This window comes from Lactiplantibacillus xiangfangensis (genome assembly GCF_001438845.1).
GTDB classification, from domain to species: domain Bacteria; phylum Bacillota; class Bacilli; order Lactobacillales; family Lactobacillaceae; genus Lactiplantibacillus; species Lactiplantibacillus xiangfangensis.
Genome location: NZ_JQCL01000053.1, coordinates 14,174 through 39,585 on the forward strand (window position 1 = coordinate 14,174; position 25,412 = coordinate 39,585).

General features: G+C 43.1%; 27 protein-coding genes. 9 read left to right on the plus strand and 18 right to left on the minus strand.

Annotated features, from left to right (window positions below; genetic code table 11):
* Positions 1 to 7: 7 nt before the first annotated feature.
* Positions 8 to 649: a YtpR family tRNA-binding protein gene (gene ytpR / locus IV64_RS04395; protein ID WP_057705931.1), complete on the minus strand. Its 642-nt coding sequence runs from the start codon at positions 647 to 649 to the stop codon at positions 8 to 10.
* 164 nt (positions 650 to 813) lie between these two features.
* Between ytpR and IV64_RS04400 the strand changes: the two genes are divergently transcribed.
* Positions 814 to 1,137, plus strand: coding sequence for a PepSY domain-containing protein (locus tag IV64_RS04400; RefSeq protein WP_057705932.1), 324 nt, complete (start codon positions 814 to 816; stop codon positions 1,135 to 1,137).
* A 117-nt stretch (positions 1,138 to 1,254) separates the two neighbouring features.
* A complete protein-coding gene (locus tag IV64_RS04405; protein WP_057705933.1) occupies positions 1,255 to 1,710 on the plus strand; it encodes a hypothetical protein in 456 nt (151 codons plus the stop codon).
* Between the two features lie 720 nt (positions 1,711 to 2,430).
* On the opposite strand, the gene IV64_RS04410 is transcribed toward IV64_RS04405, so the two are convergent.
* The 8 genes from IV64_RS04410 to IV64_RS04445 all read right to left on the minus strand — a co-directional run bounded on the left by IV64_RS04410 (position 2,431) and on the right by IV64_RS04445 (position 9,726).
* Positions 2,431 to 2,958, minus strand: a complete 528-nt coding sequence (locus IV64_RS04410; protein WP_057705934.1) for a DUF3278 domain-containing protein — start codon at positions 2,956 to 2,958, stop codon at positions 2,431 to 2,433.
* A 427-nt stretch (positions 2,959 to 3,385) separates the two neighbouring features.
* Complete coding sequence (locus tag IV64_RS04415) at positions 3,386 to 4,861, minus strand: PH domain-containing protein (RefSeq protein WP_057705935.1); 1,476 nt, start codon at positions 4,859 to 4,861, stop codon at positions 3,386 to 3,388.
* On the minus strand, positions 4,851 to 5,300 hold the full coding sequence (locus IV64_RS04420; protein WP_057705936.1) for a PH domain-containing protein: 450 nt from the start codon (positions 5,298 to 5,300) through the stop codon (positions 4,851 to 4,853). The genes IV64_RS04415 and IV64_RS04420 overlap by 11 nt, the downstream gene beginning before the upstream one ends.
* Before the next feature lie 66 nt (positions 5,301 to 5,366).
* Positions 5,367 to 6,020 (minus strand): Fic family protein, encoded by a 654-nt coding sequence (locus IV64_RS04425; RefSeq protein WP_057705937.1) that lies wholly within the window; start codon positions 6,018 to 6,020, stop codon positions 5,367 to 5,369.
* A 141-nt stretch (positions 6,021 to 6,161) separates the two neighbouring features.
* The gene (gene trmB / locus IV64_RS04430) at positions 6,162 to 6,809 is read right to left on the minus strand and encodes a tRNA (guanosine(46)-N7)-methyltransferase TrmB (protein ID WP_057705938.1); all 648 of its coding nucleotides are present in this window, start codon (positions 6,807 to 6,809) and stop codon (positions 6,162 to 6,164) included.
* A gap of 79 nt (positions 6,810 to 6,888) precedes the next feature.
* Positions 6,889 to 7,674 (minus strand): phosphotransferase family protein, encoded by a 786-nt coding sequence (locus tag IV64_RS04435; protein ID WP_057705939.1) that lies wholly within the window; start codon positions 7,672 to 7,674, stop codon positions 6,889 to 6,891.
* A gap of 116 nt (positions 7,675 to 7,790) precedes the next feature.
* Positions 7,791 to 8,996, minus strand: coding sequence for an ABC transporter permease (locus tag IV64_RS04440; protein WP_057705940.1), 1,206 nt, complete (start codon positions 8,994 to 8,996; stop codon positions 7,791 to 7,793).
* Complete coding sequence (locus IV64_RS04445; protein ID WP_057705941.1) at positions 8,989 to 9,726, minus strand: ABC transporter ATP-binding protein; 738 nt, start codon at positions 9,724 to 9,726, stop codon at positions 8,989 to 8,991. Before IV64_RS04445 ends, IV64_RS04440 begins: the two co-directional genes overlap by 8 nt.
* A gap of 186 nt (positions 9,727 to 9,912) precedes the next feature.
* Between IV64_RS04445 and IV64_RS04450 the strand changes: the two genes are divergently transcribed.
* The 3 genes from IV64_RS04450 to IV64_RS04460 all read left to right on the plus strand — a co-directional run bounded on the left by IV64_RS04450 (position 9,913) and on the right by IV64_RS04460 (position 11,926).
* Positions 9,913 to 10,365, plus strand: a complete 453-nt coding sequence (locus tag IV64_RS04450; RefSeq protein ID WP_057705942.1) for an HIT family protein — start codon at positions 9,913 to 9,915, stop codon at positions 10,363 to 10,365.
* A 14-nt stretch (positions 10,366 to 10,379) separates the two neighbouring features.
* Positions 10,380 to 10,721 (plus strand): hypothetical protein, encoded by a 342-nt coding sequence (locus IV64_RS04455; RefSeq protein ID WP_057705943.1) that lies wholly within the window; start codon positions 10,380 to 10,382, stop codon positions 10,719 to 10,721.
* A gap of 302 nt (positions 10,722 to 11,023) precedes the next feature.
* Complete coding sequence (locus tag IV64_RS04460; RefSeq protein WP_057705944.1) at positions 11,024 to 11,926, plus strand: peptidylprolyl isomerase PrsA; 903 nt, start codon at positions 11,024 to 11,026, stop codon at positions 11,924 to 11,926.
* Between the two features lie 113 nt (positions 11,927 to 12,039).
* Here IV64_RS04460 and IV64_RS04465 read toward each other — a convergent pair whose 3' ends face one another.
* From IV64_RS04465 to IV64_RS04485, 5 genes are all read right to left on the minus strand, one after another.
* On the minus strand, positions 12,040 to 12,363 hold the full coding sequence (locus IV64_RS04465) for a hypothetical protein (protein ID WP_057705945.1): 324 nt from the start codon (positions 12,361 to 12,363) through the stop codon (positions 12,040 to 12,042).
* Positions 12,364 to 12,541: 178 nt separating this feature from the next.
* A complete protein-coding gene (locus IV64_RS04470; protein ID WP_057705946.1) occupies positions 12,542 to 13,636 on the minus strand; it encodes an Ldh family oxidoreductase in 1,095 nt (364 codons plus the stop codon).
* Positions 13,637 to 13,936: 300 nt separating this feature from the next.
* Entirely contained in the window at positions 13,937 to 15,067 is a 1,131-nt protein-coding gene (locus IV64_RS04475) for a GGDEF domain-containing protein (protein WP_057705947.1), read from the minus strand.
* Positions 15,068 to 15,084: 17 nt separating this feature from the next.
* On the minus strand, positions 15,085 to 15,762 hold the full coding sequence (locus IV64_RS04480; protein WP_057705948.1) for an EAL domain-containing protein: 678 nt from the start codon (positions 15,760 to 15,762) through the stop codon (positions 15,085 to 15,087).
* 93 nt (positions 15,763 to 15,855) lie between these two features.
* A complete protein-coding gene (locus tag IV64_RS04485; RefSeq protein ID WP_057705949.1) occupies positions 15,856 to 17,268 on the minus strand; it encodes an FAD-dependent oxidoreductase in 1,413 nt (470 codons plus the stop codon).
* A gap of 328 nt (positions 17,269 to 17,596) precedes the next feature.
* Between IV64_RS04485 and IV64_RS04490 the strand changes: the two genes are divergently transcribed.
* A complete protein-coding gene (locus IV64_RS04490; protein ID WP_057705950.1) occupies positions 17,597 to 18,280 on the plus strand; it encodes an EAL domain-containing protein in 684 nt (227 codons plus the stop codon).
* Positions 18,281 to 18,406: 126 nt separating this feature from the next.
* Here the strand turns inward: IV64_RS04490 and IV64_RS04495 are convergent, their stop codons facing one another.
* Positions 18,407 to 18,841 (minus strand): PTS glucose transporter subunit IIA, encoded by a 435-nt coding sequence (locus IV64_RS04495; protein ID WP_057705951.1) that lies wholly within the window; start codon positions 18,839 to 18,841, stop codon positions 18,407 to 18,409.
* 232 nt (positions 18,842 to 19,073) lie between these two features.
* Between IV64_RS04495 and IV64_RS04500 the strand changes: the two genes are divergently transcribed.
* On the plus strand, positions 19,074 to 19,424 hold the full coding sequence (locus IV64_RS04500; RefSeq protein ID WP_057705952.1) for a DUF2200 domain-containing protein: 351 nt from the start codon (positions 19,074 to 19,076) through the stop codon (positions 19,422 to 19,424).
* 68 nt (positions 19,425 to 19,492) lie between these two features.
* On the opposite strand, the gene IV64_RS04505 is transcribed toward IV64_RS04500, so the two are convergent.
* A complete protein-coding gene (locus tag IV64_RS04505; RefSeq protein WP_057705953.1) occupies positions 19,493 to 20,020 on the minus strand; it encodes a VanZ family protein in 528 nt (175 codons plus the stop codon).
* Positions 20,021 to 20,342: 322 nt separating this feature from the next.
* Between IV64_RS04505 and IV64_RS04510 the strand changes: the two genes are divergently transcribed.
* Positions 20,343 to 21,821: an ABC transporter substrate-binding protein/permease gene (locus IV64_RS04510; protein ID WP_057705954.1), complete on the plus strand. Its 1,479-nt coding sequence runs from the start codon at positions 20,343 to 20,345 to the stop codon at positions 21,819 to 21,821.
* 89 nt (positions 21,822 to 21,910) lie between these two features.
* Here the strand turns inward: IV64_RS04510 and IV64_RS04515 are convergent, their stop codons facing one another.
* Positions 21,911 to 23,914, minus strand: a complete 2,004-nt coding sequence (locus IV64_RS04515; protein WP_057705955.1) for a bacterial Ig-like domain-containing protein — start codon at positions 23,912 to 23,914, stop codon at positions 21,911 to 21,913.
* Between the two features lie 87 nt (positions 23,915 to 24,001).
* Positions 24,002 to 25,150 (minus strand): BspA family leucine-rich repeat surface protein, encoded by a 1,149-nt coding sequence (locus IV64_RS04520; protein WP_162261254.1) that lies wholly within the window; start codon positions 25,148 to 25,150, stop codon positions 24,002 to 24,004.
* Between the two features lie 55 nt (positions 25,151 to 25,205).
* Between IV64_RS04520 and IV64_RS04525 the strand changes: the two genes are divergently transcribed.
* Positions 25,206 to 25,412: helix-turn-helix domain-containing protein (locus tag IV64_RS04525; protein ID WP_146127396.1), on the plus strand; the 207-nt coding region annotated here is incomplete at its 3' end.

Below are 25,412 nucleotides of genomic sequence, written 5' to 3' on the forward strand. Positions count from 1 at the left end.
GACATAATTAGTCGGTAAATAACGTCTGGGCACGTTTGAAATCAAACGCCGCCCCGACTGGCTGGTAATCAGCTGGTAAAATTAAGGCACCGGGATGTTGTGGCGCATTCGGCAATTGTAGTTCACGGCCGGACACAATCATCCCATCACTTTCAACCCCACGTAGTTCACCAGGCCAAATAATTAGCCCATCAGGCATCATCGCCCCAACCTTAGCCACAACGACTAAGATATCAGCTTGCATGTTAGGTGAACCGCTGACGATTTGAAGTGGTTTATCCGCTCCAACCTCAGTCTTAGTCACTTGCAAGTGGTCGGACTTAGGATGGGCTTCGGCGGATGCAACGTACCCGACAACAAATTTAGGGTCAGTATCTTGTTCCAATTCAGGGTCAAAATCATTCGTTTTTAATAAATTATTTAATTGGTCGACTTGGTCCGCTGTTAAATGGACCTGACCATTAACATCAAGCTGGCCTAACGTTTCAGAAACGTTAAAGAAATTGTAGCCAAGGGTTTGATCCGTTTTTTCGTCACTAATCCGGGTGACGGTTGCGTGCGTTTCAACTTTTTGACTCGCCGTATCTGGTCGTAAAACAGCGATTAAAGTATCGCCTAATTCAGTTGGATTATAACTTGTAATTAACATAGGAAACCCCTTTATATTCATTTTAGCGTTCAGATTTAATTATAGCGTATTTTTACTAAATCTTACTGATTAATTATGACTTTTCTTTGTTTTATCGTCAATCATTGGTATACTAAATCTGAACAAAAAAATCCCACCAAAGTTGGTCGAAAGGAGTACGCAACATGAATAAACAATTACAATATAGCGGCTTATTGGCAGTTGGAATGGCTGGTATCGCCGGAGGCTTTTCCATTGGCGGCCTACTAAAACGGTTGCGCCGACCAACCCCCAACCAGATTTTAAATCAGGTCAAACGGGCCTTCCTAAAAGAAGCTCCGATTGAGGGCTCCTGGATTGAAATGAAAAAGTCCCCGTTGCAAAAATTCGCCCTACGCACCGACGTCTACTATGGCGGTATTACCCGCTACGAAGACGGTCAACTCGTTCAATACGAATTTTTAGCCGACGCCAACACGGGAAGTATCTTAGATATTTACCGTCTTTAATTTAAAAAATTAACAAATGGGTCCTTGAAACCACGCACTGGTTTTCAAGGACCCATTTTTCATGCTGTGCTACACTAAATTTATTGATAAAAATAGTTATAGAAAGAAGTTTTTCCAATGTTTGTCCTACCACTAACTGAACTAGCTGTGGTCTTTATTATCTGGCTGGTTGCCTACGGACGAAAATACGTCATTCCGTTTCACGCCTTTGTAGTCTTATCCTCATTTAAGACCGGAAAGTGGGCTGTTAAGAACGTCGATCAGGCTGCCCTAGCGACCGCAACTGATATTGAACACGCCCTTAAGCGTAACAAATTCGAAAATGCCGTCGCAAGCATCATCGTTTTAATCGCCTCAGTCGCCTTTTTACTAAGCCGTGGCGCCCCCTTCTGGGAATTTGCGCTAGCAAGTTTGATTGTTGCCTACTGTTGTTACCACTTCAATCATGAACTCCACGAAATTTTTAAAATCATCTACTGTCGGACGCACCGCGATAATTTGGAACAGTGCTACACCTTTCTCACAAAAGATTGGCAAAATTACGATCGCCAAAACGACCGGCCGATTGACTAATACTCCCTGACGAAATCATCTAAAGATTAAGGAGCCTGAAATTGCCACTCCTGGTTGTTAGTAATCCAAATTGAATACTCAGAAGTTGTCGCTAATTGCATTGGACGCGATTTGAGGCCGCTCTTTGGGTTAAATCACTCCCCCAATCGCATGTTATCATCAACAACCGAATTTTATATGAACACTTGGGTATCTAGTATGATACAAATCCAACCTAAGCTTTACCCTTGTTTGTCATAGTAGTACCTCTAGCAGCTGTCTAACCTGGTTTTGCATCCCGATCTTATACGCCGTTGATAAAAACTTAGTAACATTTCTATTGGATTTATTCAGGTAACGCTTGATGTACGTCACTATCACTTTTCGATGACAACCGTTTTGGGTTAATTTGCTGTTTATTCATTTGAACCTCCATTCTGGTGATGTATTTATCTAGTCTGATTGCAATGTTACTTCATATCCAGATGTAATGAAGTAAATATTGTTTATGTGTCATTATAGAATTCACAGTGTTTAAAACTGAAGAAAAAATATCGTGTCTATATATTCACTTACGCACTATACTAGTTAATTCCGATTATTCTAAAATTATGCATTTAAGATGGGTCACTCTCGATTAGTGTTCCCTTTAAATACGTTGGCTTAATAATAAACTCTACATCAAAAAAGTCGCTTCCAACACGGAATCGACTTTTTTGATAACTCAGAGGGTATAACTTGTTACTTTTTTGAAATTTTAATTCTCCAATAAAAGTAAATTACGAGGCCACCAATTGTTCCCAGAACTAGTGAGGAAACGTAAATGGAAAGTGACTTTATTCCCGTTTTATAGGTGATATGGTCAAAATAATGATTTAAAAAAAGCTGACTACCAATCAGATAGATAGTCATGTAAGCTGCTACTCTGACAGCCCCTTTTCTCAATCGTATTATATTTTGTGGAAAGCTAAGTGATTCAATTTCATCCGTATTAATATAGGATTTTGATATTGCGTCTGTGACATAACCCAATATTATAACTAACGAGAAGAAAAGATTTATCAGACTAAACGATACTGAAGTCTCAGCCCCTTTTGAGGGTTCAATTACCAATATGAGTACGTTGCTAATCAGCATGTAGGTGAGTAGTAATAAAAAGGCATTACTACCAATCCGATTTACCGTGTGAATCTTCTTATCGTTTAAGTCCCCCTGAATTCCGAACAATATCTTTTTTGCTACTAGAAAAAATGTGCGTTCCTCATTCATTTTCCCATCTCCCAGTAGAAATGTTATTGCTTTATAAAGAGGTTAGCGCTTTAGTGCTGGCTTCTCACGTCGAATGTTAGCATCATTAGTTATGTTTTGAAACAGAACGGTTTCAAGACTATTTCCACTTAGCCTTAAGCTATTAATAAATAAATACGAATCGAAAGGGTTAACCACACGACGATGTGCTTTGCCGGACAAAACTATTTGAAATCTAAAATAATTATGAATAAACTAATAAAATCTGTTTTTACGATTATTAATTAACTTAACGATATTTTAACCATCAAATATACTTCATATAAACGATGATTCTTGGATTTGTATACTATTCTTCAATTTTTCCAATTAAATCCTTTTCCTATACAGTTAGCACACGCATTTCAGCAACCACCCATGTGATTTCAAAAGTCCATTTTTATTCCGCTTAATTTTCTGATGGTAAATACCACGTTTGAATTCGCTTGACTACTTCAGCGTCCAAATAGCGTACTTCAATCGCTTTACCGTGATTACCGGAGCGCAATTGAACCGATAAATGTGCCAAATGGGCCTTTTTCATCCAAACTGTTTGGGCACTTTCTACTGACTGAATTTTCACCCGCGGCACAACTACCTGTTCACGGGTAAATACCGAACCCGTTTGCAACACTAATAATTCTGGGGTCATGACGGCGACTGCCGTATTGCGACTCGCATACCGCCCCTGAGCAAGCGCAATGATCAACCACACCGGCCAACTCAACAGGAATCCCGTCGTGAACTGAGGCACCCACCACTGAATAAGGCCAGTTATTAAAGCTAAGGCTGCTAGCCACAACAACCCGCTATTACGGCTAAAATGCCACCGTTGTTTAACGGCAACGTGTGTTAGTTTTGGTACATGCGTTGGCAACCAGTCGATGAATGGTGCCAACACCCCGTACGCTGCCGCCGTTTTGACAACTGGCAGGATTACTAAGGTATCATCGTCCTCATCCTCGCCCGCCTGACCCGCCGTCAGCGCTTGGACTGTACTGAGATGTAACCATTGGCGGAGCACGCTTTGCTTAAAGCGGACGGCCTGAATTCGATCAACGTGTACGTTGACTTCGTTGCGTTGAAAATAGCCACGCGTCATCGTTAATAGCCGATCCTCACGTCTTAACATAAAGCGGTAATACCGTTGGAGCACGTTTAAATACGAAACCAGAATTCCGAGTAACAAAATAACGACAACGAGCCCAATCAGAATCGTGCCCCGCATCGCTACTAATTGATGTTCCACCGCACTTAGATCCCGTTGTGGCAATAATTTGTGGCCCTTATCGTATACCCAACCGAGAACTAAAATTACGGGTACGATGCCAAGTGAACTGATTGCATATGCATTTAAATCCCGTGCATTAATCTGGTAACCCAAAGCTTCACCCGGCTGATCAACAACATTAGTTTCAGCTAAGCCAGCGTCTATGGGTTCACCATGCCGGTAATGTTCAATTAGGGCACCAACGGATTGCGGTACTGCCAATAATTGGCCCTCACCCTTTTTGTCCGTCTTGCCAGCCGTTTCAATCGTCAAACTTTCTAAGTGAAACGGCTGCAAGTAGAACCACTGTTTACGCTGAATGGTCTGAATCTTAGCGTACGGAATGTGCGTGACTTGGCGGACAAAGATTCCCTGCTGAATCGTGACACCATCGGACGCGACCACGTACTTGAAACGCCAATAACGCACTACAGCTAGCAGCAACAGCACAACTACCAGAATCACTAGGCCAATGAGGCTGAATTGCATCGCTTTGTCTGACAAGTGTAGCTTGCTCAACAACAGAAAAGCCACGATGACCACTAATATGATGTTTTGACCCGTTTGCCACAGCAACTGTAGACAAGCGGGCCAGGCTAACCGCTTAGGCTTCATCCCGCGCCCCCTGAGCTAAAACCATGATTCGGTCCCGTAACTGGTCCGCAACGTCACTCGTAACCCCGTCAATTTTATACCCGGACGCCGCCGTTTCCACGGTCACCGACTGTAATAAGGGACCGGCTGCCAACGTCACGTTTTGAATTCGACTGATTGGCACGGCAATTTCATGTTGGAAAATGACGCCATTTTTTAAATAGACGGCATTGTCTGTAATCCGGTACCGCCAAAAAGCGTACCGATAAGGAATCAGAGCTAACTCAACGATCACGTCTAAAACGCTTAAAATGATGGCGGCGATCCATAACCACAACCACCAGTGCCAATACACGGAAGCCACCCATAACCCCGCACTAATGAGTAGGCCAATTGCACCGCTAATCCAAGCAGAGTAGCGCCAGACAGCCTTAATTTGCCGTGGTAACTGTTCTGTCATAATTAATTTTCCTCCAAACTATGAGACTCACTCAAAGCTTACCATACTCATCGTTTGTTTAAACAGCTACATGCCAAACAGGCAATTATCATACAACCATTGCTTGAGTCCCACCATATTGTTAGTTCGATAAAACTTTGCTAGTTGAGACCCGTACCAGTGCATTTTGCCTTCAGGAATCATTAAAATCCCAGCCCCCGCTTGAACAAGCACCAAGTTAGCAGTAATCAAGGCCGTTCGCTTGTTCCCATCTTCAAATAATTGCCAACGTGACAATACCAAGTTTAGGTCTAACGCGCGGTCAATCGCTGACTTGTCAGCGTTCAGGATTTTCTGAACACGCTGAATTGTCTGTTCGCTTGGTATTGGTGGCACCCAAACAGCATTCGTTAACGGGACTTGAACCTCGACGGTACGAAGCTTTCCCGAGTTCGCTTGTCCACCCTTAACGATCTGATTAATTTTTAAAATATCAGCAATCGTAACGTCGCTAGTCTGATTATCCATCAAGAACTGATACCCACGCTTCAGGTTTAACACCGTCGCCTTGTCTTCCGTCGAGACATCCCGCACCTCAAACCGATGAATAATTGCATCGGTTTGTGCCAGCGTCGTTGATAAACCCTCAAACTTACCAGTTGTGTAAACTAGTCGCGTGAGATTGTTATCAATAAGGCATTTTTCATCGTACCTCGATAATTCAAATTTAGCCGTAAACACGCTGACCACCGCCTTTTTGCCTGATTTTCTTAAAAAGATTATAGCACGTCCAAAGTTTCAGCCATGATCAGAATCTAAACCAAAAGAAAACACCCTGTTCAGAAATTAAATTGAAATTTCTGAACAGGGTGTTTTGAAGGCTTACTTTTCAGTTGGAAAAGTCGCGATAATTTTGTAAATCGGACCCTTAGCGCTGAATTTTTGTTCATATTCTGTTTCGACGTTCTCTTCGGGTGTCACAACCGCGTGTAAGTCCAACCAGACCTGTTCAAAGTGCAAGCCGTAGTTATTCATGCTAGTCAGTGAAAATTCGAACAGGCCGCGATTATCGGTCTTAAATTCGATTTGCCCTTTTGGCTTTAAAACCTCTTGGTAAGACTGTAAGAACGTCTTATACGTCAAACGACGCTTTTCGTGCCGCGCTTTAGGCCACGGATCAGAAAAGTTTAAGTAGACCCGATCGACTTCGTGTGGTTCAAAGAACGCCGTCACGGCTTCACCGTCAGCGTGCGCTAATTGCAAGTTAGGTAGTGGTTCTTCCACCAATTTCTTTAAAATCACCGCAATCACCGACGTTTGAATTTCGATCGCCACGTAATTAATTTCGGGATGGCGTTTGGCCATGTTAATAATAAATTGACCCTTACCACTCCCGACTTCAATTTGTAAAGGTTGTTCTTTTTCAAACCGACTTTGCCACTGACCTTTGAGCTGGGCTGGATCTTCCGTAATGAACTCCGGATGGGCAGCGATTAATTTGGGTGCCCATGGTTTATTTCTTACACGCATACGTTAAATAACTCCTTAATTATTGCCATAAAATAACCGCGAATTCCGATTGGAACCCGCGGCGCTCGGTTCAAGCCTGTTAAACTTCGTACTGAGAAAGTTCTTCTAAGAAAATAATCTCATGATTCATTTGGTGATACTGGTTACGATAATAATTATCTTTAATATTCAGTAATAAATTAATTTTTGCGTACCACACGACCCGGGTCCGTAAATCGGCCGTCATGGTTTCACCGTATTCTTCAAACCACTTCTGCCAGTCGGGTAACGGGATGTACTCACAAAGGAGCATACTAATGTCTGAGGCCGGGTCCGCAAACCGCGCCGAATCCCAATCCACCAAGTACAATTGCCGGTGGTCAGACAATAGCCAGTTCTTATGATTTAAATCACCGTGACAAACCCGATAATCAGCGACGGGTAACGTTGGTAACGTCCCCCGTAACTCATTTAAAACGTTGGTCATTAGCGGGTGCTGACGCAAATCGTCAGGTAGGTCTTGTAAATACTCACGAATAAAATCATGGGGTGAAACGACCTGGCCACCGACCTTAGTTAACATCCGATGAAGCAACTTGGAATTGTGCACACGTGCCAATAAATGCGCCACTTTAGGCAAACGCATTTGTTGCTTTGTTAAAGTTTGACCATTCAACCACTCTTGAGCCGTTAACGTGTCACCACTCGAGATACGTTTCGTCCAGATTAATCGCGGGGTAATTTCTTCCATCGACAGCGCCGCTAAAAACGGCGAAGCATTTCGTTTTAGGAACAATCGTTGGTGATCTTTTTTGCCCATGAAAGCTTTGTTCGTATTCCCATAAATTGGATAAATATCCCAGCCGTCATCAAGTTCGAAATCCATCAGCCCCACTCCTCTCAAAAAAATTTATTTCCGTCATTCAACTTACTTAACAATCACATTCTAAAGACCAAAACGGCTCCCGTCAAGTCCTTTTTAACCGTTGTTACGTCGGCATTCTAAGCTAGTCTGAGCTTTGCGTACCAAGCAACTAAGAGATAGATTTCAATTGCGTTAATAACCAACAAAATCCCGACTTGAGCTAACGATGCGTTGCTTAACCAAAAAGCGATTAAAAAAATTATTCCCGTGACACTGAGCACGTTCGTTAGTAATCGTTGAAAGTTAGCCAACCGTTGTTTAACGGCTAGCGGATAAATGTGCGTAAAAACTATATTATCGTAACGTTTATAAAACGGCAACAATTGAAACCCAATTAAGTAGATAAAAACGACATCTAACGCCATAGCCAACCAGCCGTGGCCGCTGAAATACAGCAAGATGGCGCCAATCACTGTTAACCGTGCGACTAAGCCACTAAATTCGGTACCTCGGATCATCCCGCGACTAAATAAATAGCCAAACGCATGGGTTTGATCCTTTGGTAACCAGCGTAATAGCCAGTCGAGGTAACGACGCCGTTTAACGGTCCCTTGAACCATTGGTACGTCCGTGAACAAGTTAAAGAAGCGATAAATCCCCAACATCCGGTTGGCTTCCAACTTAACATCATCCCGCCAAGCCACGACACTTTTCGGCCATAACCGCTGGTGCCATAGCCGCTGTGCAGCAGCTAGCCCTAATGCAAGCACGAGGCTAAGCCAAGGCGATACGACTAGTCCCAAGGCAAGAATTACCAAGGACACCAGCCAATTAGCTGGTTTGGACCACCGTTTCACCGCCGGATCTAACCGGTACAAATACGTTATGGCTAACGTCATCTGACCATCTTTCAAAGCCAATTGGGTCACGAGTAACGCCAACAACGCCACTCCTGAAATTTTATCAACTAATATTAGTAACGGAATTGTTACGATGACCAGGAAGACTTGAACAATCTGTGCAAGCCACCAGCTGTAACGCCAAGCACGGACTAAGTATCCATGGAGATCGTGCTCCCGCGGGAGTAAGAAAACCGTGTCGGCTGGTTCCAGTAACGTTGCCACCCGACCAATTCCTAAGCCACCCCACAAAATAAGCCCAACGACGACAATAATCCACGTATCCTTAGGACCAACCGTTTTTAGCCAATTGGAATACGTCAAGCCTAAACCACCGACAAAGAACATTAACGCAATGACAAAGTGGTCGTTAAAAACTAACCGTAAATAGCGCAACATTTGCCGTAAATGGCGTTGCAAACGGTGTTGGTATAACTCATTCATCACGGGTCACCCCTGTCAAACTGAGGTAAATGTCATTCAAGGAGTCCCCGGCATCCGGATAGTTGGCTTTAATTTCCGCAAAGGTCCCCTGCGTCTGAACTTCACCGGAATGCAGTAACACAAAGCGGTCACATGCTTTTTCAGCGGTATCCAAAACGTGGGTTGACATCAAGACGCCCGCCCCATTTTCCTTCGCCTTCTTAATGAGATGAAGTAAATCATGAACAGCCAATGGGTCAAGTCCTAAGAACGGTTCATCAATAATAAACAATTTTGCATTTGTGATGAACGCACACACAATCATCACTTTTTGTTTCATTCCTTTAGAAAAGTTGGCTGGAAACCAATCCAACTTATTATCTAACCGAAAGATCTTTAATAAGTCGTTGGCGCGTTCCCACGCGGCTTTTTGGTCCAAACCATACGCTAACATGGTCATTTCCAAATGTTCTTTTAACGTTAACTCTTCATATAAGATTGGTGTTTCTGGAATATAGGCAATTTGTGCCTTGTATGCCTGGGGATCAGTCGCTAACGTCACGTCATTTAGCGCAATCTTTCCCTTCATCGGTGTTAACAACCCAATAATATGATTGATGGTCGTTGATTTACCAGCACCGTTAAGCCCAATCAGACCGACTAATTCGCCGGGACGGACTTCAAAACTAATATCTTTTAAAACTGGAATTTGTGAATAGCCACCGACTAAGTGACTCACCGTTAATGCCATGGTGTGAACCTCTTTCTGTATGGGATAAGTGCATCCATTATAGCATAGGCCCGCGCAATCTTTTACCTCGTCACCTTAGGCAAGTGCAACCGGTACCAACTCCCCTTTGATTGGGGTGTTTAGATTAGTGTATAATGGAAACAACAGATTAATTAAACCAAATCTTAAATTAGAAGGTGTTATTGAATGAACGCTTTTGAACCGCAACTCGATGACGATTGTATCTTTTGTAAAATAATTAAGGGTGACATCCCTAGCTACACGATTTACGAGGATGACATGGTCAAGGCCTTCCTTGATATTTCACAAGGCACGCCAGGTCACACCTTAGTCGTCCCTAAGACGCACGTTGCTGATATTTTTGGTTACGACCGCGACCTAGCTAGCTTAGTCTTTGCTCGGATTCCTGAAATTGCCCGGGCCATCAAAGCATCCGATGACCGAATCATTGGGATGAACATTGTCAATAACAACGGTGCGGTTGCGTACCAATCCGTCTTTCACTCCCACTTCCATCTGATTCCGCGTTACAGTGACAAGGATGACTTCCGGATGATCTTTAAAGATAACGCTAAGAAGTATGACGAAACTGACTACACCCGTTTACAAAATGCCATTAAGGCAGAATTGCAAAACTAGGAGGCCGATTGAATATGGCAAAATTTATTCGTAACGGTCTGATTGGGATTGGCCTCAGTGCCGCTGCGTACATGTTGATCAATCGTAAGACGCCTAAGGATGTTTATCACGACGTTAAAAGTTACGTTCAAGACGTGATGGATGCGGCTGATGACTTACAAACTGCCAGAGAAGACTTTGGTGACGCAACTAGCAACTTAAACGTCGAATTGCAACACGCAGCCGAAGTTTTCGATGATATTCAAACTGATATTGATAAGTTCCAATTTAAAATAGAACCCCACGTGGCGTTGCTCAAAAAACACGCGGATCACTTACAAGCCACCCTCGACCATTTGAGCGGTGACCAGAAGTAAATTTTTAGCCAACTAACCGCTTTTCAGCCGTTAGTTGGCTTTTTTGCTAGCCTGATTGTTTGTCGAATTAGCAAACTTAGTGCCATTCCGTAAGCTTGACGGGCACTGTTTAATTTGGTGAACTTGCATTTGCGAATCGTTTTCAAAAAATAATCAAAGCGTTACACTTGTGAAGAGGTTGTGAATTCTCTGAAAATTTTGTAAAGATTTGCAACGAACTGCAGAAGCCGTGTCAGATATGGTATAGTAGTCTGGTAAGTCTGCTAGAGCAGAAGATTTCAAGAATAGGATGTGTTTTTGGTATGAAAAAATGGCTTATTGCCTTTGCCGGAGTGTTACTGACGTTTACGTTGGCTGGCTGTGGTAGCAAGACAGTTGCATCAACTTCCGGTGGTAAAATCACTGAAAGCCAATATTACAGTAGTATGAAGGGAACTTCTTCAGGTAAGCAAGTCTTGCAACAAATGATCCTGAACAAGGTTCTTGAAAAGGAATACGGCTCAAAGGTTTCAAGTAAGTCTGTTGACAAGCAATACAACACTTACAAGTCTCAATACGGTAGTTCTTCATTTGCAACCGTCTTATCACAAAACGGTTTGACAACTAAGACCTTCAAGGAACAACTTCGTTCTAACTTGTTATTGAAGGAAGCCGTTAAAGACAAGGTTAAGATTTCTAACGCTGCTTTGAAGAAGCAATGGAAGTCTTACTCACCTAAGGTAACGGTTCAACATATTCTCGTTGCTAAGAGCGCAACTGCTGACACTGTTTTGAAGGAATTGAAGAAAGATTCCAGCCAAGCTAGCTTCACCAAGTTAGCTAAGAAGTATTCAACGGATACGACGACTAAGAACGATGGTGGGAAGATGGCTGCCTTTGACAACACCGACACGACCCAATCATCTAAATTCTTGACCGCCGCCTTCAAGCTGAAGAACGGTGAATACACGACTTCTGCAGTTAAGACCACGAACGGTTACGAAATCATTCGGATGATCAAGAACCCTGGTAAGGGTAAGATGTCTGATCACACGAAGGATTTGAAGGACCAAATTTGGAACAACGACATGAGCGACTCAACCGTCTTGCACAACGTTGTTTCTAAAGTTCTTAAGAGTGGGAATGTTTCAATCAAGGATAAAGATTTGAAGGATATCTTATCTTCATACCTTTCAACCTCATCTTCATCAAGCTCACTTAAATAATGCAATTTAAAAGACCGCGATTTTAAAATCGCGATCTTTTTTTATACTTTCATTTTTGTTAGGTAATCAGTGTCTACCAGAATAGATAAAGTTAAACTACCTTAACACTTGGCTTAAACACCAACTGGAATTGTCAACGTGCCACGGGACTTTTCAATCTTTAAGTTGCCCGCATCATCATATGCCATATGGTTCACGTAGTGCTCGTTGACCCCGTGCGCGTATAAAACACCCTTAAACTGAGCAATCCACTCGCGGTAAACTGTGGGATGGTGCGTTGCCAATTCATAAACGTCCGTGCAATCATACTTGTTGATCAATTGTTCCAAGTGCGAATCCAAGAAAGCCTGCCAGAAATGATAAAATGCAACCCGTTCCTTAGCTGGCATTTGCCGTACGACCCGATCAAACTGCTGACATACCGTTGTATCAGTCATGATGAATTCCTCCGTTTTGGCTCATTTCTATTGATTATACACCCGTTTGTGTGGAAGTGAGCATATTAATTTAAACGCTTACATAATTTTCTTTCCTTTACTGCTCACAAAAAACCGGATGAGCCTTTTCTCAAGCATCATCCGGTTTATTTTAATTCATTCAATTTTAAACTGAGGCTTAGTCTTCAACGGTCTCTTCCGTTGGGACGGTGACGCCAAACTCGTCACCCACAGCCTGCATTTCAGCTAAGGTCGTCTCATCAATAGAAACACCCTGTTCAAGGTTTTCATCATAGTGGCGGTATTCGCGGTCACCAGGAATCATAATCTTCGTCCCTGGTAAATGCTTCAAGTGCCGAATCCGATCAAACATCTTCGTGGCGTTGGCTTTAAGAACGTCTAAATCTCCAAACAACGCTGGATCAATCGTCATGAAGAACTGACTGAAGTCGTGTTTCCCCTTATTAGTATCCGCTGATAAGGAACCTTGTGCCAAAATTCCAGTCAATAATTCAATAATGAGTGAGTTACCAAAACCCTTGTAGTTAGAGTTGACTTCGTCTTGTCCACCTAACGTGAGGACCCCGCCACCGGGACGGTCTTCTGAAAAGGCGATCTTAGCCAAGTTATCTTCGACCGTCTTAGCATCGTGTAACACGTTCCGATTTTCATCTACGGCCCAGTCACCAGGAATTTGTTCACCCTTTTTAGCTAAGACCTGAATCTTACCACTTGAAACAACGGCGGTGGCACCATCAAACACAAATGGGTGCGGGTCTGCTGGGAATGTAAATGCCAGTGCGTTCGACCCTAAGAAAGCTTCGAGTGAGTTCGTTGGGACGACTAACGGCCGGGTATTTGTCGTTGAAATCCCAATCAGCCCTTCTTTGCAAGCCATCCGTGAGTAGTAACCGGCCGTCCCAAAGTGATTAGAGTTGCGAATGACGGCTAATGAGACTCCCATTTGCTTGGTCTTAGCAATCAACTTTTCCATCGTGAAGGCGGACGCAATCTGCCCCATACTCTTATTCGCATCAACGAGTAAACTCGTCGGTGTTTCCTTCAAAATTTTAGGCTGGCGTTCTGGTTCCAAAGTATGATCCTTAATCATTCTTGAATACCAAGCTAGTCGCTGAATTCCGTGAGAAGAAATTCCCCGTAAGTCAGCATCAACCAACGTATCAGCCAACAACGCGCCATCTTTTGCACTAAACTTCTGTGCCTTAAACACTGATTCTAAAAATTGTCGTTCCACTTCTGCACTAATTCTCATAATCAATTTCTCCCTTGTATGTAAATTGCTAACAAATACATATTAATTAATATTAATTAACTTCATTAGTAAATGTTTTAAGCGTAAATTCATTGTTTTCTAAAGGACAACTACACTAACAGTGCTAATTATGTCGCTTTAAATGAGAAATCGCAAGTAAAAATGTTGCTTAAATTTAAGTTTACTCATTTAAACGTCATAATCACCTTTGAGCCTCTTAATTGGTCATAAAAATACCCATCCCCAACTGGTCACTTAACCAGTTAAGGATGGGTATTTAGATAGGTCCTAACACCATCATTAAGCCGTCGTAATTTGCATCCGCCCATTACGTTTGGAGTGATACAAATTTTGATCGACTCGATTATAGAAATCATTATCAGTCTGGTCATCACACGCTAACGATGACACCCCAACTGAAATTGAAATTGGAATCTGTTGATCATCAAATTTGACGTCTAAGTTATTAATCGCCGTAAAGATTTGATTAACGATCGTGGTCGTGCTAGCTAAATCATATCCTGGAAAGACGATGTTGAACTCCTCGCCCCCGGTTCGATACAATTTAACGTTCGGATCATTTGCATCAATCACCGTCTGAGCGACCGTCACAACGTGCTGCAATACCCGGTCACCAGCTAAGTGGCCATAAGTGTCGTTCACGTGTTTAAAATGATCGATATCAAACATCATCATGGATAGGTTCAAATGATTTTTAGTACTATCACTAAAAAGCCCTTCAATTTCACTAGTATACGCACCGTAGTTTTCAGTTTGCGTTAGCGCATCGTGATTCGCAAACTTCGCTAAACGCAATTTGAGTTCGCTATCATTAGTGAGCATTGTGACGTACCCATATAGTAAGACTTCAAAAATAATCAGGTAGATCCATTCTTGGAAAAAGGTCGTCCAATCCAGATTAAACTTGAGTTTCATCCAGACCCACAGCACGCCACCAAAAAATGTTGAAACCATCATGTAGTAGCCCCAAGCGTAGCGATGCTTTTGAAAATGAATGCGCGTATAATTCAACGACCAGAAAAATAGAAGTAGCGTGGCTGCATGCCCCCAAGACTGCCAGTAGAATATGGAGTGATTAAACACCATAAAGACTAGTACAACGGGAAGCAGTGCATAGTAACGCAAATGAATATTCAAAAAGTACCCGCAGAATATCAACGCGATGATTTGGAAATTCATGAATTGCCAACTAATGGACGTGCCAACGATCAGTGTCTGCATGCTAAACACAAACAGTAACATGTAAATAACACCAAACCACGCGTTCAGCATGTCATCAGCAATATCAATATGATGCCGGTGAACCCATGAAATCATCCAATTTAAAAGCACCCAATACAATGTTAAAACGCCTAGTACGAAGAAAATACTGGTTACAAATGGCGGTACCCGCCAGTATAACCATGTCATATTTATCGTCCCTTCGATTAATGACCATCTTTAGAATCGGTGGTCGCCGTAATTAACTGTGGTTTACCGTAGTAGTAACCCTGATGTAGATTAATTCCGGATTTTTTGGCCATTAACAAGTCGTTGCCATCTTCGATCCCTTCCAAAATAAATTCTAACTGGTAGCGATCTGCAATTTTATGCCAAAAGGAAACAGCTTGTGGAATCAAGCCAGCCTGTCCATGCATTCTCAAATTCTGCATGGCAAATTTAATCTGATCTACAAACGGTAGTAGGTGATGAATGTTATCAAATGTATTGGATCCCGTACCAACATCGTCAATGCTTAACTTAATACCGTATTGGTGGAAAAACAGACTATATTTCTGAATTTCATCCAACGTCGGGTTTTCCGTCAACTCGATCGTTAAAGCAGCCGGGTTTAGCCGTTTCTTCAAATATATAATCGTTCCAAGCATCAAACGATCTTCCGCCTGTTCCCGATTTAAGTTCAGTGCCAATACTTGGTTAGTCGCCTTAGTGGATAATTGGTGCGCCAAAGTTTCTAACAACTGGCCCTGCTTATCAAGGGGTAGTTCTGTAAATTTTTCGGGTACGATCCAACGCCCCTGAGACTCTTTACGTAATAATAATTCATAACCAAAAACTTGTTTCTGTTGCTGATCAACTTGTGGTTGAACAAAAAAGCGATACATCTATAGAAAACCTCATTTCCATCGTAAATTTAATTTATCCAGCTCCCCCATACATCGCTTGAGCCACAGTTATCTTAATTTTAATAAGTTAACTTAATCCTGGCCCTCATGATTAGCTTGCGCCCAACCACCAATTGCAGTGATTCGTGGTTGATCATGACCGGCCTCTGCTTCTTGAGCAACGGCCATTTGGGCCACAACATTTAAGTAGTTAAACGGATCGTCAAAGTTTGGTGAAAATAGCATATCGACGTATGCTAAGTCATCGATCGTGTTACCGTTTTGAATGGCCACTGAAATCGTGTTGGCTGATTGCGCCACCTCGTGTGGACTCCAGAATTGTGCACCCAAAATTTTGCGATTTTCTGGATTATACGTTAACTCAATGACTAACGGATCCGTGCTTGGCATGTACTTTGGTCGCCACGTGCCTTCGTAAACCACCCGTTTAACCGGAATGTGTGACTGCTTAGCAATTTCATACGTTAAGCCCGTCGTACCGAGCGTGTAATTGAACAACTGCATGGCTGAAGTTGCCTGCGTCCCCATGTATCGGTGCGTATTACCGAAAACGTTCGTCCCAGCTAACGCCCCTTGACGAACCGCATTGGTTGCTAGTGGTGTGTAAGCTGACGCGCCGGTCGGGTTAAAGTTAACCACGCAAGAGTCACCAGCTGCATAAATATCGGGGTCAGACGTCTGAACATAGTCATTAATGATAATGGCACCATGTTTATCCATCTTGACTTGCCCACGGAGTAACTCGGTCGTTGGCACAAAGCCAGTCCCAACAATGGCCAAATCCGCAACAAAGTCACCCTGATTGGTTTCAATTACTAATTCGCCGTCGTCGTTACTCGTAAAGGCCGTCACTCGGTGATTGAGCTTCACGTCAACACCGTGGTCTTGTAAAACTTTAACCGCTCGATCTGACATGTCTTTACTAATATAATGGTTTAGGATTTGATCATGGGATTGAAACAGCGTAACGTCATGGTTCGTATTCGCATAACTTTCTGATAACTCAGTCCCAATATAACCAGCACAAATAATCGCAATCCGCTGATTATCCTTGGCCGTCTTGTAAATTTCTTTGGCTTGATCGTAAGTCTTGCATAATAAGACCTTTGACTCATCAATCCCAAAGATTGGTGGTACCGCAACACTCGAACCGGTCGTCATGATCAATTTGTCATAATGATCATCAAACACTTCGCCAGTCTTCATGTTCGCTACTTGCAAAGTCTTAGTCGCAGCATCAATTTTCAATACGTTATGTTGTGTTCGGACCGTGGCCCCAGCAGCGGTCAATTCTTCGGGTGATGAATAGAACATGTCTTCTAATTGTTGGACTTTACCACCTAAATATAAATAAATACCACATGATAAAAACGAGATATTATCATTTCGTTCATAAACGGTGACCTCGGCCTCCGGATGATTCTTTAATATTTGTGAGGCTGCCGCAGTCCCAGCATGCGTACAAAAAACAATGATAATTTTCATTATCAGACCTCCTAATATTGATCCAACCTATTTAGGTAAATATAAATCAACCTCAATTTTCATTATAACCATTTTTCAAAATAATTTATAGCATGAATCACGACTATCGGTCACTATTCACCAGTGAAGCTTATTTTCCGCACCCTAACAGTCTTTTCACTTAAACTGATGGCATCTGGTTAAGCCGATTAATCAAATTGTTTTAGTGATAAAAGTCCGGTTTTCTCATCAAATATGAATTATAACGTTTCCATATACCAATATTTAGGTATAAAATAAGAACTTAGGATATTATTTGTTCCGCGAATATGATTAAGGGAGTATGTGTATGTATCGCTATTTTATTCAGCCACAATTAGATAAATTTAATAATTCTTTAATTGGCTATGAAATGTTGATTCGCTATCGTGCGCATCCTGAGGACCGTTGGACCTTACCGGAAAACTTTGCTAGTATTCCGATTGACGTTCAAATTAGTCTCCTCAAAGCGACCGCTAGAGAATTGTCATTAAAGATTGCGTCAGTTTCCATCAACTTTAACCGCAAGCAATTCCTTGACCCGGGTATTGCTGAAGCCGTTATTGATGCTCAGAAAAAACTCTTTCCAACTAAGATCGTTGTGGAGGTCACCGAGGAACCTGGCGAACACACCTATTCAAATGCCGACATGCTTGCTCAAATCAAAGCAATTAAGGCTCACGGACTAGAATTCAGTCTCGATGACGTTGGTACGGGGATCAACGTTTACGACCACATCAAACCGCTTCTCGATTACGCTGAGGAAATCAAGTTTGCCATGCAAAACTTCCGTAAAGAGGGCCGTGAAGATGAGATTCCAAAACAGTTGAAGTTCTGGCGTGACATCGCCCGTCAATACGACGCCCGCTTAATTTTGGAGGGTGTCGAAAACGACCCCGAAGACGCCCTCGCAAATGATTTAGAAATCCCATTACGACAAGGCTATTATTATGGTAAACCGCACTTATTCAAGTTAAAGGCCGATCGTTGTTAACTAAGAAGGCTGAATGGATTCCCCAATTCAGGGTTTCAGTCTAACGAGTCAATATTAAAAAGAAGGTTATCCTTAAAAGTAGTTTTTACGCTGCTTTTAAGGATAACCTTCTTTTTGGCGTTCATTTTAGTAAAGTCTTGCAATCGGTGTATCCACTTTAACATCCTGATTGGTTTTTATCATTTCTAGATTATCCGGCATGGACGCAATGGTTGTTAACACCTGAATTGGTTTTTTCAATTGCTGAAGTGTCATTAGATCAATCGCTACTAAGACCTGCCCTGCTTTCACGTAGTTGCCCACCCGAACTAGGGCTTCACAAGGTTGGCACCCGAGTTGCAACTGGGACTGGCTTAACGCAACCGTCACTTGTACACCTTCACGGGTCATAATCACGATCCGTAACGCCTCAGCATCAACTTCCGTTACCGTTCCAGTCACGGGTGCAACCGCGTTTCCCTCGGCTGGTGAAATTGTAAAACCAGCTACGCCACTAGTGGTCGGCTGCACCAGTCCTGCGATTGGTGCAACTATCGTTAATTTAGTCATCGTTTGAGTCATTCAAACGTCCCCCACTTTTGCCCATTAACCATTCATTCGCCCGACTGGTTAACGAGCTTAATTTATGTATTGTATATAGTTTACTCGTAACCGCTATAAAATGGTACTGTTTCCACCTATATATCCGAGTAACTTTTCTAACGACACTTTTTAGTGGTCTTTGGTCATCGCAATTAATATTCGGCGACTAGCCGGATTCATGCTATAGTTAACCAAAAACAGAGGAAAACTTATGGCGAACCCTAAACTTTTACAAATGTCCTTTAGCAGAATTTACGACGCCTACGTTCAAAAGTTAGCTCGAAAAGGCCAATCCGAACAGGACTTACGGACCACTATCACTTGGTTAACCGGCTATTCTTCAACGGCGTTACAACAACAACTTGATAACCAAGTCTCCTTAACAACCTTTTTTACCGCAATGCCCCAGCTCAACCAGAATGCCGACAAGATTACTGGCGTGATTTGTGGTGTCCGGGTCGAGTCGATTACCGATCCACTCATGCAACGGATTCGTTACTTAGATAAACTCGTCGACGAATTAGCCCGTGGCAAGGATATGGCCAAAATACTACGTGCGTAATACTAAACAAATCAAAAAATGCGCCTTCAGAATTTTCTGAGGACGCATTTTTTGATGATAATTTTAATTTAGCTGGCCTTTTTAACGACTTGTCGCCGTGACCGTGGCCGGACAAAGACGCGTTGACCAATCGCCATAAGGCCACCACCAATAGTCACACCGATGCCGTTAGCCACAACGTCGTTAATATCACTGCTCCGATTAATCAACCAGTAGATGGACAGGTAGTGTTGTGCAACTTCGATACTCCCACCAATCATCAACCCTAGAATCGCAATGACGACGAGCGGTATCCGTGGAAGTGCCCGTTTGATCAACAGGCCCAGTGGCAATGTCAGGAGGACGTTTTCAGCAAAACCGAGGTTAGCAAACGCTAAGCGGGTTAAGTTAACCCGTCCGGTTCCCGCCGGCATGATGTAAACCGCTGAACCGTCAAAAGAAATTGGCGTGAATAGAATCACACCTAACGTGGTCAAATAGGCCAAAATTAGCAGGCGCCATCCCAACTTACGGTGACCACTATTTGAATGATGGCTTAAACTGACACCGACCAGCCCAGACAAACTTAAAATTAGTAGTAACGGTAACCAACGCATTAGCATCACGCCCCTTTCTGTACATTTCAATGTAACGTTAGCTTATCGTAAATTTCAGTAGACAAGTAACTTTCGGGGCGAACTTTAAGCTTTCTTCGTTGCCTTAATGAAATCTGAACTTTATGACGGTCTTTTTATCATCGATGATAATTATTTTTATACATTTATATTTCTCATAACTGAACCAATTCACCGTGAACCGGGCGTGACTATCACAAAGATAATATTCAGTGTATGCATAAAAATTTATTTTTAATGAATTTTATTGTATTAATACTCATCAACGCCTATACTAGGTTTAATTTGTAATGGAGGCGCGGCTATGAAACGTCAATTTGGAAAATGGTTACTGTTGGTTGGGATATTTATATTTGGAATACTAGGACTTGCACGTCCTGCAAGTGCGGCTAGCGACACTTCCCTAGCCCGGGTAAAAGCTAAGGGGACACTCGTCATGGGAACATCCCCCAACTACCCGCCCTACGAATTTCAAATTAACCAACACGGCCAATCTAAAATTGTCGGGATGGACGTTGAAATCGGGAAACAAATCGCCAAGGACCTTGGGGTTAAACTGGTCATTAAGAAACTCTCGTTTGATTCCCTCCTCCCCGCTTTAACCACTGGAAAGGTGGATATGATCTTGTCCGGGATGAGTCCGACTCCCGCCCGTCGTAAAAACGTCGACTTCACCGACATTTATTACACGGAAGGCGAATCCATTTTAATCAATAAGACGGATGGCGCTAAGTATAAAACCAAAGCTAACTTAGCGGGCCAAAAAGTCGCCGCTGAAACCGGGACGCTTCAATATAATTTGATCAAACAGCAGATGCCCAACGCCCAATTAACCGGGATGAGTAGCGCGGCTAACTTGATTTTAGCTTTAAAGACCCACAAAGTCGCCGCCGTCGTTAAAGGAACCGCCTCGGCAACCGCCTATGCGAAAAACGATCCGAGCTTAATGGCCATTAACGGTCACTTCAAGACGAGTAGTGCTCAGGCCGGCAACGCAATTGCGCTTAAAAAGGGCTCACCGAGCCTTAAAAATGCCATCAACCGCTCACTCACTAAAATTAAAAAACACCACTGGATCGAACAACGGTACCTAAAGACGGCCGGTAAATATTTAAAGGTGAACACCGCCGACACGTCCATGTGGCACTACCGCGGCTACTTTCTCAAGGGGCTTCAATACACCTTGTTAATTGCGGTTGTCGGAATTATTGGTGGTAGCCTATTAGGATTATTACTTGCACTCTTACGTTTCAGCACGATTGCTCCCCTTCGTTGGTTAGCAACGGCTTACGTCGAATTTGTTCGGGGAACCCCTCTGATGGTTCAAATCATGTTTGTTTACTTCGGGATTGGGATCATCGTCGACGTGTCCGCGCTCAATGCTGGGATGATTGCCATCGTGTTAAACAGTGGCGCCTACCTCAGTGAAATTATTCGGGGCGGGATTCAGTCCGTTGACTCGGGTCAAACGGAAGCTGCTGCCAGTTTAGGGCTGTCAAAGTCAGCAACGATGCGCTACGTCGTTTTACCACAGACTTTGAGAATCATTTGGCCTTCGTTGGGTAATCAGTTCATTAACTTAATTAAAGATACGTCGATGGTCTCCATTATTGGGGTCACCGAGTTGATCTACCAACTTGGCATCGTTCAGGCCGACACGTACCGTGGCGTGGCGCCAATTGGGATTGCAATGGTCATCTACTTCGTCATTTGCTGGCTCCTGACCCGTTTACTGAGCTACTACGAACGGCGCATTAACCGTGGGCAACAACAATTCAACTAACGGATTATAGCGATTATTTCGTTACAAAAAGGTCTTGGAAAAAATTCCAAGACCTTTTTTGACGCTACCTATTCTAATTCAATTTCAGCTTAAAATTTTCGCCGACTAGCTAAACCGAGTAAGCTCAATAGACCCACTAACACTGCCCCAACAACCCGTAAAAGGGATTCTTGGTCGTCAGTTTGTGGCAATTCACCACTGGCTTTTTGCGCTGCATCAGTTGGCTCTTCAAGTTTAACTAACTTGCCGCTAGCTGGCTTAACCGGTTGGGTCATGGCTTTAACGTGCGTCGTCGGTGCCACCAATGCCGCTTCAGCCGGCTGAATACTTTCTAATTGCCCGTCTGTCGACTGTTTCTTAGCCACAACCGGCTGTGGCTGGCTAGTTGGTGATTGTACTGGTGCTTTGGCTGCAGTCCCCGGTTTAGTAGCTGGTGTATTAGTCCCACCGTTATTGCCTGGAGCTGATACAACGTTACCATTCCCCGTATCTGGGGTAGTTGGCGTCGTTATACTACCATTACCACCGTTATCTGGAGTGGTTGGTTTCGTTGTGCTGCCGTTACCGCCATTATCTGGTTTTGCCGGTGTCGTTGTATTACCGTCACCGCCATTATCCGGAGTAGTTGGTGTTGTCGTACCGCCATTACCACCATTATCTGGGGTAGTTGGCGTCGTTGTACTGCCATTATTACCAGTATCTGGGGTAGTTGGCGTCGTTGTACTGCCATTATTACCAGTATCTGGAGTAGTCGGTGTTGTCGTACCGCCATTGCCACTGTCACCAGTATCGGGCGCTGCTACAACCGTAATAGTTGCAGTCGCACTGACACCGTCATAACTAACTTGGACCTGGTAAGTTCCCGGTATGGTTGGATCAACATTACTGGTAATCGTAACGGCTGAGTCAGTAACCGCCACGTTTTCCCCCGTCGCCGTAGTAATCGCTTTGATAACCTGCGTCGGATCAAAAGTTTGGTTAGCCGCCGCAACAATTGGCGCTACTGAGTTCAGCGTAATCTTAGCTTGACCAACGACCGGTTGGGCCTTAATCGTTAATTCCGAGTTAGCCGTCGTTAGTTTGCCATATTGATCCTTATAACTAACGGGTAATTGATAGACACCCGCTTTGGTGAAATCAACCCCGCTCAAATCATAAGTTAAATCAGCCGCGGTTAAGGTCGACCCATCAACCCCCGTGCCGGACATAAAGAGACTCTCAGGATCAAACACCTCACCGAGGATCATCGTGTGGGCCGGCTGAATGTCAAATTTAGCCGGTACGTACACCGTAACGGCAACACTCTGATTATCCGTGTTGCCGGCAATATCAGTAGTGCTGAAATCAACGGTGTAGGTCCCCGACTTAGTGACATCGACATGGTTAGTAATCAATAACTGATTGCCACCTAGACGAGCCATCCGAGCAAAAGCGTTAACTACCGTTAGCATCAGCGGGTTACCATCTTCGTCAATGGCAGTCTTAACCAAGGACGTTGGGTCAAAGCCGTTATCGCCGACCACAATCGCTTCCGAAGCTGTCTTTAACTGAACTTTTAACTTCGTTGGGTTGAGATTGACCATGACCGTTTTAGTGACCACGTTACCAACGATATCCGTGTAACTGATTTTCAACTGATATTGACCAGCGTGCGTCAAATCCAAGGTCGTAGGCTGATTATTCAAATCATAATAATCATACTGCAATTGCGACGCATCAATTGGGTCACCAAACCCATCCGTGGCGTTCTCCACTAAACTCTTGGAAACAAAATAAGGTTTAGGACCAGCAATTAAGTCTACGGGTTGATCATCATTAGTTAATGTAATGCCTTCCTTAGTCTTAGCCACTGAAACGGAACCGGTCGTTGTCACAACGTTATTGGCATCATCCGTGTAAGTTGCGGAGATTTGGTAAGTCCCTGGAGTCGGGTTTGATAAATCTAATCCGCCTAAGCTTAGTGTCACTGCCTGACTGAGTTGGCCATTGGCATCGATTAAAGAATCACCATAGCCATCCAACGCCGTCTGAAATAAGTCGGCCGCAGTAATTGAGCCGTTGGGACGGATAATAGCCCTCGGATTTAAGGTCAACTTTTCTTTTGAATTAATTAACGTAAACGTGGCAACTGGTGATGGGACGGTAACATTATCGGTTGGCTCTGTATAAGTAAATATTAATCAATAGGTATCTGGTTGTAACGACTCAATTGCTATTAAAGCCTGAATTGTATCATTATTAGGTGATAGTCCACTCATCACAGTGATTGTCTGACCATCATCATCTGCAACTACTAACTGCTCTAGCTTTGGCATCAATAATGTCAATGGTTTGCTAAGCTGGGTATCCTCATCAACAATATCAGCATCAGCCGGATTAGCGTCAATAATCGCAGTCTCATTTTGTACAGTATAAGTAATTTTGCTGGGAATAACGTGCACAGTTGCCTGCCCCGTAATCGGTTGCCCCTGATCGTTTGTATAAATAACTTCAACTTGGTAATCTCCCACTCGACTCAAATCAACGGAACTTGCGAATTCAAAATCAGAAGACTGCGCATTAACATTATACTTACTTTGATCCCTACCATCAGTATCCTTAAACATCGCAACGGTATCCATTGGATTAACAGCTACATTTGGATACGTCGTTACAGTCTTAGTTGTTAAGCTCTTAACTGTAACTGTATTAAGTTTATATAAACTAGTTGTTCCGTTACCCGCAGAATAGAGGTCTTCCAACTCCTCAGCCGTATACCCCTTCTTCGTTGTTTCATCTATCCACTGATCATCATATGGATATTGTATCGACTTACGTAAACCAAGTGGACCATCACTGGCAAAACTAGCATTCAATCCAATTTCGGCTAAATATTCTGCACTAAATATACCAGTAGCATCAACGTTTGGGGCCACTTGCCAATCTCGTAAATCCAAACTAGTTATATTAGATGCACTGGCAAAAGCCATCATATCAGTTAATACATTACCAACTACATGCCAACCACTGAGATCCAAGTTTGATATTCCAGTAGTACCAGCAAACATATGGTCCATGTTCGTAACTTGGCTGACTTGCCAGTCTCTGACATCAGGATTAGTGATCCGAGCATAAAAGAACATATAGTAGAAGGTAGTAACGTTTGAAACATTCCAATTTTCCAAGCCACTAAATTGAATGTTTTTTCCTTGATAATTACCAAGTTGTTCAAACATTTCCGACAAATCAGTCGCCTGATCAACATGGACATTTTCAAGTCCAGTAATGGTCTCATCATTATAGAAACGGCAAATTCTATAATTAATCCGAACAGAAATTAAAAAGCCCAAAGCAATCACTTACAATGGTAGTAGCTAATTCCAACCAATATAGGGAGTGATTACTTTGGGTACATCTACTTTATCACGTTTTCAACGTGGCGCACTAGCACAACTGGTCAATGAGGGGAATAAATCTTACCAAGTAATGGCTGACGCCTTAGGCGTCGCCAAAGCTACGATTAGCTATGAGTTGGACCGGGTTAAACCTTATGATCCAGAATTAGCTCAGCAAGATGCAGATCGCAAAAGGCGGAATTGCGGTCGTCGTTCG